The organism is Aeromonas sp. Y318-3 (genome assembly GCF_027706185.1).
Lineage (GTDB): Bacteria > Pseudomonadota > Gammaproteobacteria > Enterobacterales > Aeromonadaceae > Aeromonas > Aeromonas veronii.
In genome coordinates, this window is sequence record NZ_JAPDCN010000001.1 from 231,035 (window position 1) to 247,041 (window position 16,007).

The 16,007-nt window shown below is 57.4% G+C and carries 16 protein-coding genes; 9 read left to right on the forward strand and 7 right to left on the reverse strand.

Annotation, left to right across the window (positions count from 1 at the left end; all coding sequences use genetic code 11):
- The 5 genes from OKB77_RS01175 to OKB77_RS01195 form a co-directional block, all read right to left on the reverse strand.
- On the reverse strand, positions 1-633 hold the full coding sequence (locus OKB77_RS01175) for an NADH:ubiquinone reductase (Na(+)-transporting) subunit D (RefSeq protein WP_005338644.1): 633 nt from the start codon (positions 631-633) through the stop codon (positions 1-3).
- A complete protein-coding gene (locus tag OKB77_RS01180) occupies positions 626-1,414 on the reverse strand; it encodes a Na(+)-translocating NADH-quinone reductase subunit C (protein WP_005358609.1) in 789 nt (262 codons plus the stop codon). Before OKB77_RS01180 ends, OKB77_RS01175 begins: the two co-directional genes overlap by 8 nt.
- The gene (locus OKB77_RS01185) at positions 1,404-2,633 is read right to left on the reverse strand and encodes an NADH:ubiquinone reductase (Na(+)-transporting) subunit B (RefSeq protein ID WP_005338642.1); all 1,230 of its coding nucleotides are present in this window, start codon (positions 2,631-2,633) and stop codon (positions 1,404-1,406) included. Before OKB77_RS01185 ends, OKB77_RS01180 begins: the two co-directional genes overlap by 11 nt.
- Positions 2,634-2,636: 3 nt before the next feature.
- Positions 2,637-3,980 carry a Na(+)-translocating NADH-quinone reductase subunit A gene (locus OKB77_RS01190; RefSeq protein WP_005349684.1) on the reverse strand — a complete coding sequence of 448 codons (1,344 nt, stop codon included), beginning with the start codon at positions 3,978-3,980 and terminating at the stop codon, positions 2,637-2,639.
- Between the two features lie 434 nt (positions 3,981-4,414).
- Positions 4,415-4,729 (reverse strand): BolA family protein, encoded by a 315-nt coding sequence (locus OKB77_RS01195; RefSeq protein ID WP_064337123.1) that lies wholly within the window; start codon positions 4,727-4,729, stop codon positions 4,415-4,417.
- A 204-nt stretch (positions 4,730-4,933) separates the two neighbouring features.
- Here OKB77_RS01195 and OKB77_RS01200 point away from each other — a divergent pair, with 204 nt between their 5' ends.
- The 5 genes from OKB77_RS01200 (at position 4,934) to OKB77_RS01220 (ending at position 9,811) form a co-directional block, all read left to right on the forward strand.
- Positions 4,934-6,067, forward strand: a complete 1,134-nt coding sequence (locus OKB77_RS01200; protein ID WP_270816821.1) for a methyltransferase — start codon at positions 4,934-4,936, stop codon at positions 6,065-6,067.
- Between the two features lie 17 nt (positions 6,068-6,084).
- Entirely contained in the window at positions 6,085-6,669 is a 585-nt protein-coding gene (locus OKB77_RS01205) for a YajG family lipoprotein (protein ID WP_005349692.1), read from the forward strand.
- 2 nt (positions 6,670-6,671) lie between these two features.
- Positions 6,672-7,259 carry a peptidylprolyl isomerase gene (locus OKB77_RS01210; protein ID WP_042053243.1) on the forward strand — a complete coding sequence of 196 codons (588 nt, stop codon included), beginning with the start codon at positions 6,672-6,674 and terminating at the stop codon, positions 7,257-7,259.
- Positions 7,260-7,432: 173 nt separating this feature from the next.
- The gene (locus OKB77_RS01215; protein WP_265775715.1) at positions 7,433-8,812 is read left to right on the forward strand and encodes an AmpG family muropeptide MFS transporter; all 1,380 of its coding nucleotides are present in this window, start codon (positions 7,433-7,435) and stop codon (positions 8,810-8,812) included.
- A gap of 156 nt (positions 8,813-8,968) precedes the next feature.
- Entirely contained in the window at positions 8,969-9,811 is an 843-nt protein-coding gene (locus tag OKB77_RS01220; RefSeq protein ID WP_042053245.1) for a nucleoside-specific channel-forming Tsx family protein, read from the forward strand.
- Between the two features lie 107 nt (positions 9,812-9,918).
- Here OKB77_RS01220 and OKB77_RS01225 read toward each other — a convergent pair whose 3' ends face one another.
- Complete coding sequence (locus tag OKB77_RS01225) at positions 9,919-10,401, reverse strand: YajQ family cyclic di-GMP-binding protein (RefSeq protein WP_005338634.1); 483 nt, start codon at positions 10,399-10,401, stop codon at positions 9,919-9,921.
- Between the two features lie 200 nt (positions 10,402-10,601).
- Between OKB77_RS01225 and OKB77_RS01230 the strand changes: the two genes are divergently transcribed.
- Both OKB77_RS01230 and OKB77_RS01235 read left to right on the forward strand, forming a co-directional pair.
- Positions 10,602-11,555 carry a ketopantoate reductase family protein gene (locus OKB77_RS01230; protein ID WP_129504580.1) on the forward strand — a complete coding sequence of 318 codons (954 nt, stop codon included), beginning with the start codon at positions 10,602-10,604 and terminating at the stop codon, positions 11,553-11,555.
- 31 nt (positions 11,556-11,586) lie between these two features.
- The gene (locus OKB77_RS01235; RefSeq protein WP_129504579.1) at positions 11,587-12,147 is read left to right on the forward strand and encodes a DJ-1 family glyoxalase III; all 561 of its coding nucleotides are present in this window, start codon (positions 11,587-11,589) and stop codon (positions 12,145-12,147) included.
- 111 nt (positions 12,148-12,258) lie between these two features.
- Here OKB77_RS01235 and OKB77_RS01240 read toward each other — a convergent pair whose 3' ends face one another.
- Positions 12,259-12,465 carry a hypothetical protein gene (locus tag OKB77_RS01240; protein ID WP_005338629.1) on the reverse strand — a complete coding sequence of 69 codons (207 nt, stop codon included), beginning with the start codon at positions 12,463-12,465 and terminating at the stop codon, positions 12,259-12,261.
- A 131-nt stretch (positions 12,466-12,596) separates the two neighbouring features.
- Between OKB77_RS01240 and dinB the strand changes: the two genes are divergently transcribed.
- Positions 12,597-13,652, forward strand: coding sequence for a DNA polymerase IV (dinB, locus tag OKB77_RS01245; protein ID WP_129504629.1), 1,056 nt, complete (start codon positions 12,597-12,599; stop codon positions 13,650-13,652).
- A gap of 66 nt (positions 13,653-13,718) precedes the next feature.
- Positions 13,719-15,860 (forward strand): methyl-accepting chemotaxis protein, encoded by a 2,142-nt coding sequence (locus OKB77_RS01250; RefSeq protein ID WP_113739001.1) that lies wholly within the window; start codon positions 13,719-13,721, stop codon positions 15,858-15,860.
- Positions 15,861-16,007: the final 147 nt, after the last annotated feature.

The following is a 16,007-nucleotide window of genomic DNA, read 5'->3' on the forward strand; positions in this document are numbered from 1 at the left end:
TTAATCCTTCGCCTCCACCTGCTTGGGATCCTTGGTGCGAACGCCCCAAATGATCAGACCAATGATGAAGAATGCACTCGGCGGCAGCAGCAGCAGGCCGTTGGGCACATACCAGCCACCGTTGTTCACCAGCGGCAGCAGCTCGATGCCGAACCAGGTGCCGGAGCCCAGCAGTTCACGCACGGTCGCGACGCTCAGCAGAATGGCACCATAGCCCAGACCGTTGCCGATACCATCCAGGAAGGAGGGCAGCGGGGCACTCTTCATGGCGTACGCTTCAGCGCGGCCCATTACGATACAGTTGGTGATGATCAGACCCACGAAGACCGACAGTTGCTTGGAGATGTCATAGGCGTAAGCCTTGAGCACCTGGTCAACCACGATAACCAGTGAGGCGATGATCGCCATCTGTACGATGATCCGGACGCTGTTCGGGATCTGGTTGCGGATCAGGGAGATGAACAGGTTTGAGAAGGCGGTGACCGCCATGACCGCGAGGGTCATTACAAACGCTGTCTTCATCTGGCTGGTAACCGCCAGTGCAGAACAGACACCCAGCACCTGCAAGGCGATGGGGTTGTTGCCCAGCACAGGCGTCAACAGCAACTTCTTCATTTCGCTCTTGTCAGCCATTGTTGATTTCTCCTGCACGAACCTTGGCCAGGAAAGGACCGAAGCCCTTGGGACCCATCCAGAAGTCGAAGGTATGCTGTACGCCGTTACCGGTCAGAGTGGCACCGGAGAGACCATCGATCTCGTGCTCGGAGCCCGCCGGAGCATGGCCCTTGATGACGCGCAGCGCCGGCATGCCATTCTGGTCGAACAGTTTCTTGTCCTTGAACAGCGCCTGCCAGGCCGGGTTTTCGATCTCGCCACCCAGACCCGGGGTTTCACCGTGGTCATAGTAGGTGATGCCCTTGATGGTCTGGCCATCAGCGGCAACGGCGACGAAGGCATACATGGTCGACCACAGACCCTGACCGTAGATGGGCAGGATGATGCTGTCGATCTTGCCTTCGGCATCCTTGGCGAAGAATACCGGGATCTGCTTGGAGATCTGACGCAGGCTGGCCTTGTCGTCAGCGGCGGCAAGACGGATGCTGCGGGCCGGATCTTTGGCTGCTTGCTTGGTGTCGAAGTTGTCGGCATCGCCGTCAACAAAGTCACCGGTCGCCAGATCCACCAGACGGGCTTCGATCTTCTCGCCATACAGTTTGGCCAGGTCGCGCTTGGCCACTTCGCTCACATCCACACCGGCTACGGAGAGAATGTTGCTCTGCTTGTCCAGCGCCTTGTTTTCCTGCTGGGTAGAACGCAGGCCCACAGCGGCAACGGATACCACGATGGAACAGGCCAGACAGAGGCCGGTGACCACGCTGACGGTGCCGAGGGTTGAATCTTTATTAAACGCCACGAGCAATCCTCCGCTTGATGTTTGCCTGAGCGACGAAGTGGTCAAACAGGGGAGCAAACAGGTTCGCAAACAGAATGGCCAGCATCATGCCTTCCGGGAACGCAGGGTTGACCACGCGAACCAGCACGACCATTACGCCGATCAGGGCGCCATACCACCACTTGCCTTTGTTGGTAAAGGCGGCGGAGACAGGGTCGGTCGCCATGAAGGCCATACCGAAGGCGAAGCCACCCAGTACCAGATGCCAGTGCCACGGCATGTTGAACATGGGGTTGGTATCGGAACCGATGACATTGAACAGCAGGGAGGTGGCGATCATACCGATCATCACGCCGGCGATGATGCGCCAGGAGGCGATGCGCATGTAGACGATCATGGCGGCACCCAACAGGATCATCAGGGTAGAGACTTCACCGATGGAACCCGGCAGGTTACCCAGGAAAGCGTCCATCCAGCTGATAGCCTGGCCGGTTGCACCGTTGATCAGCGCCATCTGGCCGCCTTGGGCCCACTGGCTCAGGGCAGTCGCGCCGGAGAAGCCGTCAACGGCAACCCACACGGCGTCACCGGAAATCTGGCCCGGGTAGGCGAAGAACAGGAACGCACGACCAGCCAGCGCCGGGTTCAGGAAGTTCTTGCCGGTACCACCGAACACCTCTTTGGCCATCACCACACCGAAGGTGATACCCAGCGCAGCTTGCCACAGGGGCAGCTCGGGCGGCACGATCAGGGCAAACAGGATGGAGGTTACGAAGAAGCCTTCGTTGATCTCGTGTTTGCGTACCATGGCGAACAGCACTTCCCAGAAACCCCCGACAAAGAAGACGGTGATGTAGATCGGGAAGAAGTGGGTGGCGCCAATCAGCATTTTGCTGCCGATACCGGCAACAGCCGGATCGAGGGAGGCGCCCAGCATGGTAGCCAGGGCATATTGCCAGCTGCTGGCACCAGCAGCCGAGCCCATGTGGGCAATGGCGGCAATCGCCTGGTTACCAACGTTGTACATGCCCCAGAACATGGCCGGGAACACGGCCAGCCACACCATGATCATCATGCGCTTCAGATCGAGCGCATCACGAACATGGGAGGCGTTGCGGGTAACGCTACCCGGGGTATAGAACAGGGTGTACGCCGCTTCGAACAGGGCATAGTACTTGGCGTACTTTCCACCCGGTTCGAAGTGGTGTTCCATATTTTCAAGAAGTTGCTTGAAACTCATCGCTTAACCTTCCAGTTCAATCTTGGTCAGGCACTCACGCAAGATCGGGCCGTACTCTGTCTTGCCGGGGCAGACAAAGGTACAGAGCGCCAAATCTTCCTCATCCAGCTCCAGGCAGCCCAGTGCTTGCGCACCGTCGGTATCGCCGGAGACCATGTCCCGCAGCAGCAGGGTCGGCAGGATGTCGAGTGGCATCACCCGCTCATAGTTGCCGATAGGCACCATGGAACGGTCACTACCGTTGGTAGTGGTGGTGAAGTTGATCAGCTTGCCCTTCATCAGATGAGAGAGGGTGGTACGGGTGATAGAGAACTTGTTGGCGCTGGGGTTGATCCAGCCCAGGAACTCTTTCTCGCGACCTTCACCCAGCACGCAAACCTGATTGTGGTAGCGGCCCAGGTAGTCGTGAACACCTTCGGCTTTGGCACCACTCAGGATAGAACCGGAGATGATACGGTTTTCGTCGGCACGCAGCTCATTGTTGGTGAGCTGGCTGATGCAGGCGCCCAGACGGGTACGCAGCAGACGCGGCTTGAGCACGTTCGGGCCAGCCAGCGCGATCACCTTGTCAGTGAAGATCTGACCGGTGGTGAACAGCTTGCCGAATGCAATCACATCCTGATAGTTGATGTGCCACTGCACCTTGGTGCTGCTGACCGGATCCAGGAAGTGGATATGGGTACCCGGCAGACCGGCAGGGTGCGGACCAACGAAGATCTCTTCCTTGACCTGAGCCAGCGGAGAGTGGGGCAGACTGCCTTCGCCTTTACAGACGTAGACGGCGCCGTCGGTCAGGCGGGTCAATACGGCCAGACCATCGAGGAAGGCCTGCGGCTGTTCCTTGATAATCAGCTCGGCATCGGCTGCCAGCGGGTTGGTGTCCATTGCAGTCACAAAGATGGCGCGCGGGGCAGACGCTACCGCGGGGACTTTGCTGAACGGACGGGTACGCAACGCAGTCCACTGACCTGATGCGACCAGGATCTCTTGCACCTTGCTGCGCTCGAGCTTGGCCAGCTCGGCAGAGGCAAAATGCTCAAACGTCACCTGTTCATCGGAACCGTCCAGGTCGATGACCACAGACTGGAGAACACGTTTGGCACCACGGTTGATCTCTGAAACCACACCGGTGGCAGGAGCTGTGAATTTAACGCCCGGATTCTTCTTGTCTTCAAAAAGATCCTGACCTTTGATGACGCGATCACCTACTTTGACGAACATAGTAGGTCGCATCCCCACAAACTCCTCGCCCAGTGTCGCAACACGGGTGATGGCGGGGCCATCGTAGATTACTTGCTCTGGCGCACCCAGCACGGGGATGTCCAGTCCTCTTTTGATTGTAATCATACTTACTTGCACTACCGTTACGGGAGAGGTTGGTTAGCGCCGAGAAATACATCACGACGGGTGGTTGAATGAGTCGATGTTGTGGTTGCACCAGGTGGGCAGGCTCAACAATTATTCAACATGCAGGCTCACTCAAAAGCGCTTGAGTTTACCACTTAAGGTGCATTTTCTGCCATGCCAAATGGGCAAAATCCCCGTGCCATCACAAAATTAACCTGCAATGAATAAGCCCCTGACACCTTGTAAGTAGTGGTTTTAAAGGTTTTTTTATTTCGATACCTCGATGGGGGTATTTGCCGTTGCCTCCACTATCAGCAAAAAGCCTTGATGCCGAAATATACCCCCTTGGATGTAGCCTTTTCGGGGCCAATGGGGGAAATATGTTTAATTTTTGTTGGCAGGTTCTCAAGGGGAATCCAGTGGTACAACCGGTTTCAGGAGAGTGACGGTTTGCCAACGCAGCTCGGGGTGCGCGGGGCGTGGCCTTTTTCCTGCCACTCGCTCTCTGTGTAGGTATGCAACGCCAGTGCATGAACTGCACCGGCCAGCTCGTCGGCCAGCACCGCATTGACCTGACGATGACGGGCCAGCAGCCGCTGCCCTGCAAATTGCTCGCTGACGATCACCACCTTGAAGTGGCTCTCAGATCCCGGTTCCACACGGTGCATGTGGCTCTCGTTGATCACCTCCAGCACGGTGGGGGAGAGGGCGGCGGTCAGCTTGGCTTCAATCAGTTGTTGGATGGTCATCGGATTGGCTTCCAGAGTGAATGTCGGGCCATTCTATCGGCAGTCGCGGGATGGAATAAGCCCCCGTAAGAGGGAAATCACCCGTCAGTTGCTCCCTTGACGCGCATCGAACTGGTGAAATTCCTGCTCCTCGCTAGAATAGCGCCACTTTGCGTCGCCCCTGGCGCCTGTATACACGAATCAAGCCGAGGTTGGACTCTTCCTATGCAAACCCTTCTCGACACTCCCCATTGCCAGCTCACGCTCTACCGCTATCCGCGCCAGAGTCAGGAGACCCTGCAAGCCTGGGATGCGGCTGACGAATACCTGATCAATACCCTGGCGGAGTCTCCCCTTGAGCAGGCGGGCCCCGTCATCATAATGAATGATGGCTTTGGCGCGCTGGCGGCCTATCTGCATCCGTACTCCCCCTGCTGCGTCACCGACTCCTACATCAGTGAGCGGGCGACCCTAGCCAATTTGGCCGAAAACGGACTGGATGCGGGTGGTATCCGCTTGCAGGATGCGCTGGCGCCGCTGCCCGATGCCCCAGCACTTGTGGTGATCAAGGTCTCCAAATATCAGGCTCTATTGGAGCAGCAACTGCTGGCATTGCGTGCGGTGGTGACACCGGCAACCCGCGTTATTGCTGCCGGCAAGGCGAAGGATATTCATACTTCCACCCTCAAGTTGTTCGAGAAGTATTTGGGGCCTACCCGTACCTCGCTGGCCTGGAAGAAGGCGCGCCTCATTCACTGCGAGCCGCAGGCAGAACGTCCCGCGCTGGCCAACCCCTTCCCGACTGTCTGGCCGCTGGAGGGGAGTGGCATGCTCATCCACAACCATGCCAACGTCTTCTCGCGCACCAGTCTCGATATTGGTGCCCGCTTTATGCTGGACAACCTGCCCATCCACAGTGCCCGCAAGGTGATCGATCTGGGCTGTGGCAACGGGGTGCTGGGTCTGTCGCTGCTCGCCAAAGACAGCGAGGTGGAGGTGACCTTTATCGATGAATCCTATATGGCGGTTGCCTCGGCACAGCTCAACGTCGAGCACAATCTGCCCGATGCACTGCCGCGTGCCCGCTTTATGGTCAATAACTGTCTCGACGGGGTGGCAGTCGGCTCGGCGGATCGGATCCTCTGCAATCCTCCTTTCCATCAGTTACAGGCGATCACCGATCATATCGCCTGGCAGATGTTCAGCGATGCGCACCGGGTGTTGCCTCAGGGGGGTGAACTCTGGATAGTAGGCAACCGTCATCTGGACTATCACAACAAACTCAAGCGCTTGTTTGCCAACGCACAAGTCGTTGCGTCGAACAGCAAATTCGTTATTTTGAAAGCCATCAAACGCTAAAGCCAAAGGAAACCATGATGAAAAAGTCACTCTTGCTGCTGGCCGCCCTGATGCTGGGCGGGTGTGCCACTCATTGGCCGGAGACGGCGCTGCTCAATCCGCAGGTGATCCCCGCCAACCAGCAATACTACTCTGGCAATCGCATCACCATGGAAGGGGTAGACAAGCGTGAGGCTGCCTACGTCTTCTCCATCAAACATAAAGAGAAAGCCCCCGTGCTGGTCAACAGCGAGCGTCCGCTCAACCTGCTGATGGCCGAGCGGCTGGCCGAAGGGCTGCGCAGCCAGGGTCTCGAAGTGGGCAACAGTGGCACCACCAACCTGACGCTGGTGATCTCCAACGCCGCAGTCAATGTGGAAGAGAAGACCTTTACCTATGTCACCAAGTCCCGCGTCAGCCTGCAGGTGATCGCCGATTTCCAGGGCAACCGTCTGACCAAGCAGTTCAACATGTCCTCCAGCAAGGAGAGCCCGAGCGAGCCAAGCATGGCCGACCTGGAGTCTACACTGAACCTGCAACTGGGTAGCGTGCTGCAGCAGATCATGGCGGATGATGCGCTGCGCGGTTACCTGAAAGGTCAACCGAACGGTGCAGGGGTCTGATGATGAAAAAACTCTGGTTGCTGGCCATGCTGATCGCCCCGCTGGCGTTCGCGGGCCCGAAAGTCAGAATGGAGACCAACCACGGCAATATCGTGGTGGAGCTGGCGTCCAAGCAGGCGCCCCAGACGGTGAAGAACTTCCTGCGCTACGTGGCTGATGGCAGCTATGACGGCAGTATCTTCCACCGGGTGATCCAGGATTTCGTGGTGCAGGGTGGGGGCTACAACCAGCAGTTCCAGCAACTGCCAACTTATGAGCCTGTGGTCAACGAGTCGCGCGGTGGTCTGCCCAACAAGCGTGGCTCCATCGCTATGGCTCGCACCCAGGCGGTCGACAGCGCTACTCGCCAGTTCTACTTCAATCTGGTCGACAACAATAACCTCAACGCCGGTGGCTCTGCGGGTTATACCGTGTTCGGTCAGGTGGTGCAGGGGATGGAGGTGTTGGACAAGCTGGCTCAGGTACAGACCGGTTACAGCCCCATTCTGCGCGCCAACGATGTGCCGACCAGTCCCATCATTCTGAAGAAGGTGGTCTTGCTGGCAGAAACTCCGGCAGACAAGAAAGTCGACAAGAAAGCGGGCAAGTAACTCTCGCCGGACGCGGTTCGTCACCTCGCCCTCGTCAGGCCACAATACAAGGCTCATCCCGTTCGGGATGGGCCTTTTCTCTATCCGGGCTTCTTTGACCTATATCTTTGCTCGCCTTGGCTATCTGCCATCAACCTGCCAAAATGACGCACTTTTCCAAAGTCGTCAGGTAGTTGAACATGATCCGCAAACCAAGCTGGAGAGAGTCCCTCGCCGTCTATCTCGAATTTCGGGTGTTTATTCTCTTTGCCATGGGTTTTTCATCGGGTCTGCCGTTGCTACTGGTGTTCGGTACCCTCTCATTCTGGTTGCGCGAGGCCGATGTCAGCCTGACCGATATCGGCTATATGAGCTGGGTGGCGCTCGCCTATGGCTTTAAATGGCTGTGGTCGCCGCTGGTGGATCGCATGCCGCTGCCGTTGCTCTCCACGCTGCTGGGGCGTCGCCGTAGCTGGATGTTCTTCTCCCAGCTGCTGATTGCCGCCGCGCTGGTCGGCATGGCGTTCTGCGATCCCAAGACCGAGCTGGCCCAGCTGGCGATGTTTGCCCTGCTGGTGGCCTTTGCCTCGGCGACTCAGGATATCGTCATCGACGCCTATCGCATCGAATCCGCCCCCGAGCGGCTACAGGCGGCGATGGCTGCTTCTTACATGAGCGGCTACCGACTGGCGATGATCATGGCGGGCGCTGGTGCGCTGGCGCTGGCGGCGTGGTTTGGCAGCAACAGCGGCTATGACTATCGTGGCTGGCAGATTACCTATCTGGTGATGGCGGGTCTGATGTCACTCGGGGTTATCACCACGCTGTTTTGCCACGAGCCGGATATCGATCTGGCCGAGCAGGGCAAACAACAGGCCGAACGCAAGGCGCAGCTCCTGGAAAAAGGGTGGCCTGCGCTGCTGGCGAGTGCGGGGGCCTGGGGCTATGAGGCGGTCTGGTGTCCGTTTGCCGACTTCTTTCGTCGCTATGGCAGCTCGGCGCTGCTGATCCTGGCTCTGATCGCTTGCTATCGGGTTGCCGATGTGGTGATGGGGGTGATGTCCAACAGCTTCTATGTGGATATGCAGTTCAGCAAGACCGAGGTTGCGACCATTACCAAGGTGTTTGGCGTCATCATGACGCTAGTGGGGGCTGCGCTGGGGGGCGTGCTGGTGATGCGCTTCGGTACGTTGCGCATCCTGTTCTTGGGGGCGCTGCTCACCGCCAGCACCAACCTGCTGTTTGCCCTGCTCAATCAGGTTGGTCACAACCTGGAACTGCTGACCCTGATTATCTCGCTGGATAACCTCAGTGCCGGTATCGCTACCGCAGCCTTCGTGACCTATCTCTCCAGCCTGACCAATGTGGCATTTTCGGCCACTCAGTACGCCCTGTTCAGCTCGGTAATGTTGCTGCTACCCAAGTTGCTGGCCGGTTTTTCCGGGCAGGTTGTGGAGCAGATTGGCTACAGTGCCTTCTTTGTCGGAACCAGTTTATTGGGCTTGCCCGTGTTGTTGTTGATTGTGCTGGTCGCCAGAAAAGGGAGTGAGTTGCTCTCAACGGCTGACAAATAGCAAGCGTTTGCGTAGAATCGGGGGTGATTAGATTCACACTTCCGGATAAAGTTCCCGAGAAGTTGTTTCACCCCCAATTTTATTTGATTAGAATCCCTCTCGCTCCTTGTGGGCAGGCTACGGAAAACCTCAACTAACGCACAAGAGACCAATAAAATGGCCAAATTTACCAAGACTCTGATCGCTGCCGGTCTGCTGGCTGCTGCCGCTACCCCGGCCTTCGCTGCTGACTACAGCGGTGATATCCACAAGAATGACTACAAGTGGATGCAGTTCAACGTAATGCACACCATCGACCAGCGCCCTTTCACCACCGGTGAAGAGGACTACAACGATACCTATTTTGAAATGGAATTCGGTGGTCGCTCCGGCCTGTTTGATCTGTACGGCTATGTCGACGTATTCGATATTTTCGACTCCCGCCACAGCAACAAACACCATGGTCAGAACCTGTTCATGAAGTTTGCGCCGCGCATGTCTCTGGATGCTCTGACCGGTAAAGATCTCTCCTTTGGTCCTGTGCAAGAGCTCTACATTGCTAACCTGAACAACGTCGGCGACAAGCAGATGGAAAATCAGATTGGTCTGGGCGCCGATGTGATGGTTCCTTGGTTTGGCAAGGTAGGCATGAACCTGTATGCCCGTCATTCCACTGAGAACCAGTTCTTTACTCAAGAAGAAGGCGACTGGAACGGTTATCAGTTCTCCATGAACTGGTTCAAGCCCTTCTACACCTTCGGCAATGGTAGCTTTGTCTCCTACCAAGGCTATCTGGATTATCAGTTCGGTCTGGATACCCATGACCGTGCTGACCGTACCAGCGACAACCTGGCTACTTTCCACGGTATCTACTGGCATTCCGATCGTTATGCCGTTGGTTACGGTCTGAAGTACTTTATGGATGCTTATGGTACCAAAGATGGTTCCACTGCATTCGATGGTACTCCTTGGAAGAGCACCGGCTTCAGCCACTACTTCTCTGTTACCTACAAGTTCTAATAAAACTTGGGGTACAAAAAACCGGAGCATCTGCTCCGGTTTTTTTATGGCCGCGATTTAGATAGCGTGGCGCGAGTCATCAAGTGCGCCACGGCTGAGTGGATAAATCAGTCGCGGAAGTTCTGGAACTGCATCGGTTGACCCAGTTCGGCGCCACGGACCAGTGCCATGGTCTCTTGCAGATCGTCACGCTTCTTGCCGGTGACACGTACTTCATCACCCTGGATGGCGACCTGTACCTTGATCTTGGAGTCCTTGATCAGCTTGACCAGCTTCTTGGCGATCTCTTTCTCGATCCCCTGCTTGAACTTGACGGTCAGGTGGAAGCGTTTGCCGGAGTGAACTGAGTCACCCACTTCCATGGAGCTGTTTTCGATGTTGCGCTTGAGCAGGGCACCGCGCAGGATTTCGACCATCTGCTTGAGCTGGAAATCAGCATCGGCTTCCAGCTTTACCTCTTCCTTGTTCAACTCGAAGCTGGCTTCTACCCCACGAAAATCGAAACGGGTGGCCAGTTCACGATTGGCGTTGTCGACTGCGTTCAACACCTCGTTCATTTTGACTTCAGAGACAATATCGAATGACGGCATAGCCGGAGCTCCTCATGTTGCGTTATCGGGGGGCAAATCTACCAGAAAACGGGCAAATTTGCTGATTTTGATGGGGTTGCTCTGCTAGAATCCCCTGCGCACAGGACGGGTGGACCCGTTAGTGTCCACCAGCGACATCTTCACTTATCCCCGGTAACAGGTTGAGAGGATTGCAACCCTTACCCTGACAGAGTCACACCATGCCAAGCGGATTAAAAAATTCCCGACAGCTCGTTATTCCACCCGTTACTCCGAAGTGGTCACTGTTGGGTTGTGGCGCCCTCGGCGGCGTTTTTGCCTCCCTGTTGACCTTGAGTGGTCAATCCACCCGTGTCTTGTTGCGCGAACATCATAAGTCCACGCTCCATCCGGGGATCGATTTCACCTCGCTGGAGGGGCATGTCCAGCTGCTCAATATCGAGCGCGGATTTGTCAGCAAACCCGGCAAGATCCAGCGTCTGCTGGTGATGACCAAGGCCAGTCAGGTGATTGCCGCACTGACGCCGCTGGTGGGTAAGTTGGATGCCGGCGTGCCGATCGTGCTGCTGCACAACGGGATGGGCATTGCCGAGCAGGTGGTCGAGATGTTCCCGCACAATCCGGTGATTGCCGGTGTCACCAGCCATGGCGCCATGCAGTGCGGCCATTTTGTCTTCCGTCATACTGGCAAGGGGGAAACCTGGCTTGGCCCGATCAACGACGCCGCCAAGGCCCATGCTGCGCTCGCGGACGAGCTGGCGCTTGCACTGGGGCAGGCTGGCTGGGATGAGCAGGTATTGACGCGCCAGTGGCAAAAGCTGGCCATCAACTGTGCAATCAATCCCCTGACGGCTCTCTACAAGCTGAAAAATGGCGAGCTGGTTGGCTCCCGTTTTGCCGATGCCCTGCAGCAGATCTGCGTGGAAGTGGCGGATGTGATGTGTGCCGAAGGGATTGCAACCACGGCAGAGGAGTTGCAACGCCGGGTGATGACAGTGGTGGAGCTGACCGCTGACAATTACTCCTCCATGCATCAGGATATGGAGCTGGGACGTGAGACCGAGATCGAGGCCATCACCGGCTTCCTGTTGGCCAAGGCTGCCCAGCATGGCATTGCTGTACCGGTCAATCAGGGTCTCTATCAGGCGATTAAAGAGAAGAGCCAGGCCGTCTGATCTTTTACGAGCAAGCAGCAAGGAGGCGAACGTGAGTGTACTGGTGCTGGTGGCCCCCGGGTCGGAAGAGATAGAGACTGTTGCGATTGTCGATACCCTGGTGCGCGCCAGCATCGAGGTGGTGCTGGCCTCTTGCTGCCCTGCCGGGTCTCGGCAGGTGAAGGCATCGCGCGGGGTACAGCTGGTGGCCGATTGTCATATCGACGAGCTGACCCGTCGGGACTTTGAAGCCATCGTGGTACCCGGTGGTCTGCCCGGCAGCGAAGTGATCCGCGATACCCCGCTGGCCATTGATCTGCTCAAAGAGCAGGTCGCTCTTGGTCGCTGGCGTGCTGCCATCTGCGCCGCCCCTGTGGTGGTGTTGCAACATCATGCTCTGCTGGGTGATGCCATCGTCACCTGTCATCCCGGCTTTCAGCCCCGACTACCGACATCGCAGCTGTCACGTGAGCGGGTCGTCAGAGATGAGGCTCATCGCCTTATCACCAGTCAGGGGCCGGGCAGTGCCATCGAGTTTGCGCTTGAACTGGTTCGGGTGCTGCGCGGGGATGACGTGGCTACCGCCGTGGCTGGCCCTATGGTGCTGCCTTGAGCGCACTCTGCTGCAGAATCAAGCTGGCCATGCGTTGAAAAACGGGCCCCGGTCATCTTGATCGGGGCCCGCTTGTTATCTGCCGTTGTCGGTCACGCCATCTTGTCCGGCTCAGTAGTCGTACTGTGAGCACTGTTTTTTGTTGTACTCAGTTTTCCAGCGTGCCAATTCTTGCTCTGTGCCGAGCTTGTCCCCTTTCTTGATAGCCTGTTCCAGTATCTCAATCCGGTCGTACAGCCAGCGGCACTCTGCCGTCGGGTTGTTCTTGCCGATGCCGGTCAACGGCAGCAAACAGAGTCCCAACCAAAGATATTTCATCCCGAACGCTCCTTGTCATTGTGGTAGTAAAGGTCTCCTTGGAGTCTACTATTTTAGCCGCAACGAGAGAGATAGAGCTGCGATTATCCTTGGGGTAAGATGGTGCCATGTCTGTTTATTTATACAGTGGTATGCGCAAGATCATCCATATCGACATGGACTGCTTTTTTGCCGCGGTGGAGATGCGGGACAATCCGGCGTTGCGGGAGGTGCCGCTCGCCATCGGTGGGGCCTCCGAGCGGCGCGGCGTCATCTCGACCTGCAACTATGTGGCGCGCCGGTTCGGGGTGCGCTCCGCCATGCCGAGCGCCCTGGCGAAAAAACTCTGCCCGCCGTTGGTACTGATCCCTGGGCGAATGGCGGTGTACAAGGATATCTCCCGTCAGCTCAGAGCCATTTTCCTGCGCTATACCGATCAGGTTGAACCACTGTCGCTGGACGAGGCTTACCTCGACGTGACCCACAGCCGCTGTTGTGGCGGCAGCGCCACCCTGATGGCGCAAGAGATCCGGCAAGCCATCGTCACCGAACTGGGATTGACCGCCTCGGCCGGAGTGGCCCCCAACAAGTTTCTCGCCAAGCTCGCTTCGGAGCAGCGCAAGCCTGATGGTCTGTTTGTCATTCGTCCCGACGAAGTGGCCGAATTTGTCTGCCAGTTGCCCCTCGGCAAACTGCCCGGGGTGGGGCGCAAGACCGCCGAGCGGCTGGAGGCTCAGGGGCTCTACACCTGTGAGGATGCGCGGGCCTTGTCGGCACAAGAGCTGTGCAGTCGTTTTGGCAAGCTGGGGGAGATGTTGACGACCCGGATCTGGGGGCTGGATGAACAGCCGGTGCAGGCGCACCGGATCCGCAAAACCATCGGGGTGGAGACCACTTTGGCGAGCGATGTTTGTGACGAAGCCGCCTGCCTGAAGGTATTGCAGCAACTGCTACCGGAGCTTGAGCGGCGATTTCAGCTGGCGTGCCCTGCCGAGCAGGTGATGGGGCAGGGGATTAAACTCAAGTTTGCCGACTTCCACCAGACCACAGTCTATCGCAGTCAGGGTGGCTATCAGCCAGCCTTGTTCGTTCCCCTGCTCAAAGAGGGGCTACAGCGGGCACAAGGGCGTTCGGTTCGCCTGCTGGGCTTGGTGGTGGGTTTGCCAAAAGAGGGTGAAGTTAATCAACTCTCGCTGGATTTGCTGTGAGAGAGTTAAGTTTTTGTTTATAAAGTCGATAATCTATCCATATCTGTATGACGTAGGAATATTGGCATGAGCGCTCTTTCTGTCCAGGGTCGGATTACCCTGATCGCCGGTTGCTGTCTGTTGGTGACAGCCGCCGCTCTGGTTGCCTCTTCGATTTACAACGCGAACAAGATGCAACAGCAGGTGCGGCAAGCCACCATGCACGAGGCGCAGCAGTCTGCCGAGAACTGGATGAAGGCGATGGGCTCGGAGCAGGCGGCCAAGGTGACCAGCTATCTCGATGAGGCCTATTTCCGCGCCAGTTTGCTGGCCGAGAGCGTGTTGTTCCAGCGCAAGAATGCGGCCGAGAACTTTGTCCATTCGGAGGCGCTGCGCAGCGCCGTCAATCAGCAACTGCACGATGCCGTTGCCTCATCGACCAATCTGCTTGGTGTCTATGCGGTGTTCGAGCCTGACCAGCTGGATGGGGAAGACAGCAACTATCAGGGCTCAACGGCGCTGGGTTCCAACGACAAGGGGCGTTTTTCCAGTTACTGGGCCTATGACAACGGCAAGATAGAGCCGGAAGTGCAGAATGAGGATGTACTGGCCGATGAGAGCCCGACTGAGGCTGGTGGAATCGAAAACGAGTGGTATCGCTGCAGTATTCGCACCCGTGCCCTCTGCCTGCTGGAGCCCTATCTGGACGATGTGGGCGATAAACAGATATTGATGACCTCGGTGACGGTCCCGCTGCTGGAGCAGGAGACCTTGCTGGGGATGGTCGGGGTCGATATCTCGCTGGCCACTTTGCAGAGTCTGGTCAGTACCATGGACAAGGAGCTCTATGACGGCAAGGGCAGAATCTTGCTGGTCAGTCACGAGGGGCGCGTGGCGGGAGCCGATGAGTTCGATGTGACCATGGGGCGTGGGCTGGATCAGAAGTATCAGGGGCTGGCCAGCGAGCTGAAAGGCTGGCTCAGTCAGGGTCAGGAGCTGACTCGCTGGAGCAGCGATGGCACCCTGTTGCAGACCTTTGTCCCGGTATCCATGCGTGGCACCGACCGTAAATGGGGCATCTACATTGAATTGCCACGGGCAGTAGTACTGGCCTCGGCCCAGCAACTGCAAGATGAGCTGGCCAGTGAGGCCAATCGCAGCGTGGTCTCGCAGCTGTCGATCGGAGTGCTGATCTCGCTGGTTGCCCTGAGTTTTATTTGGTTGATGGCGCGCCAGATTGTGGCACCCATCCGCGCCGTAGTTGCCCGTCTCAAGGATATCGCCAGCGGCGAGGGGGATTTGACCCAGCGTATCGAGATCCTGCGGCAAGACGAGATCGGCGAGTTGGCCAAGTGGTTCAACAGCTTCCTCAACAAGTTGCAATCCACCATCAGTCAGGTGATTGATACCGTCTCCGGTACGCGTAATAGTGCCGAGCGAGCCGCGCAGGTGGCCGAGCGCACCAGCAGCGGCATGCAGGCCCAGTATCAGGAGATCGATCTGGTGGCGACGGCATTTGAAGAGCTGAGCGCCACGGCGTTGCAGGTCTCCGGTAATGCCGGCTCGGCGGTGGCGGCTGCCAACACCACTGACGCCGCAGCGCAAGAGGGCAAATATGTCGTTGCCGACACTCAGGAGGCGATGCGCAAGCTGATGACCATCATCAACGATGCCCAGCCGGTGGTGGAGCGACTCTCCGCCAACAGTGACAACATCAATGACATTCTTATCGTGATCCAGGGAATTGCCGAGCAGACCAACTTGCTGGCGCTGAATGCGGCTATTGAAGCGGCGCGGGCCGGTGAGCAGGGCCGTGGCTTTGCCGTGGTGGCTGATGAGGTGCGCAATCTGGCGGGTCGCACCCAGAATGCCATCGTCGAGATCCAGACTCTGATCAGCCAACTGCAATCCGGTACCGGCGCCGTGGTCAAGGCGATTCGCGATGGTCATGGACAGGCTGACGAGACCCTCGCCAAGGTGGATCTCTCGGTGCAGGTGCTGGAGCAGATTATCCAGTCGGTCTCCACCATCCATCAGATGAACGAGCAGATTGCCCGGGCGGCGCAGGAGCAGAGCCGGGTGGCGGACGAGATCAACCGCAACGTCAGCAACATTCGCGATGTGAGCCACACCATTCGGGCCGAGGCGGCGACATCCGCCGAAAATGGTCGCGAGCTCTCTGCGCTGGCGGACAAGCAGCAGCAGCTGGTGGGGCAGTTCAAGGTATAGAAGATGAAAAAAGGCGCCATCCAGCTGGAGGCGCCAAACACATTCAGATGACAGACTGGGTCAAACCGGTGAGATTTGAGCCCCTCTTCCCGCAGAGGAAGAAACACAACACCACAATCGCAGTCGAAAGACTCACTAAAAACACAT

Coding starts and splice junctions, on each gene's coding strand:
- OKB77_RS01175 (WP_005338644.1), bottom strand. CDS start 633: ATGGCTGACAAGAGCGAAATGAAGAAGTTGCTGTTGACGCCTGTGCTG.
- OKB77_RS01205 (WP_005349692.1), top strand. CDS start 6,085: ATGAAAAAGTCACTCTTGCTGCTGGCCGCCCTGATGCTGGGCGGGTGT.
- OKB77_RS01240 (WP_005338629.1), bottom strand. CDS start 12,465: ATGAAATATCTTTGGTTGGGACTCTGTTTGCTGCCGTTGACCGGCATC.
- OKB77_RS01185 (WP_005338642.1), bottom strand. CDS start 2,633: ATGAGTTTCAAGCAACTTCTTGAAAATATGGAACACCACTTCGAACCG.
- OKB77_RS01190 (WP_005349684.1), bottom strand. CDS start 3,980: ATGATTACAATCAAAAGAGGACTGGACATCCCCGTGCTGGGTGCGCCA.
- dinB (WP_129504629.1), top strand. CDS start 12,597: ATGCGCAAGATCATCCATATCGACATGGACTGCTTTTTTGCCGCGGTG.
- OKB77_RS01200 (WP_270816821.1), top strand. CDS start 4,934: ATGCAAACCCTTCTCGACACTCCCCATTGCCAGCTCACGCTCTACCGC.
- OKB77_RS01225 (WP_005338634.1), bottom strand. CDS start 10,401: ATGCCGTCATTCGATATTGTCTCTGAAGTCAAAATGAACGAGGTGTTG.
- OKB77_RS01230 (WP_129504580.1), top strand. CDS start 10,602: ATGCCAAGCGGATTAAAAAATTCCCGACAGCTCGTTATTCCACCCGTT.
- OKB77_RS01220 (WP_042053245.1), top strand. CDS start 8,969: ATGGCCAAATTTACCAAGACTCTGATCGCTGCCGGTCTGCTGGCTGCT.
- OKB77_RS01250 (WP_113739001.1), top strand. CDS start 13,719: ATGAGCGCTCTTTCTGTCCAGGGTCGGATTACCCTGATCGCCGGTTGC.
- OKB77_RS01195 (WP_064337123.1), bottom strand. CDS start 4,729: ATGACCATCCAACAACTGATTGAAGCCAAGCTGACCGCCGCCCTCTCC.
- OKB77_RS01210 (WP_042053243.1), top strand. CDS start 6,672: ATGAAAAAACTCTGGTTGCTGGCCATGCTGATCGCCCCGCTGGCGTTC.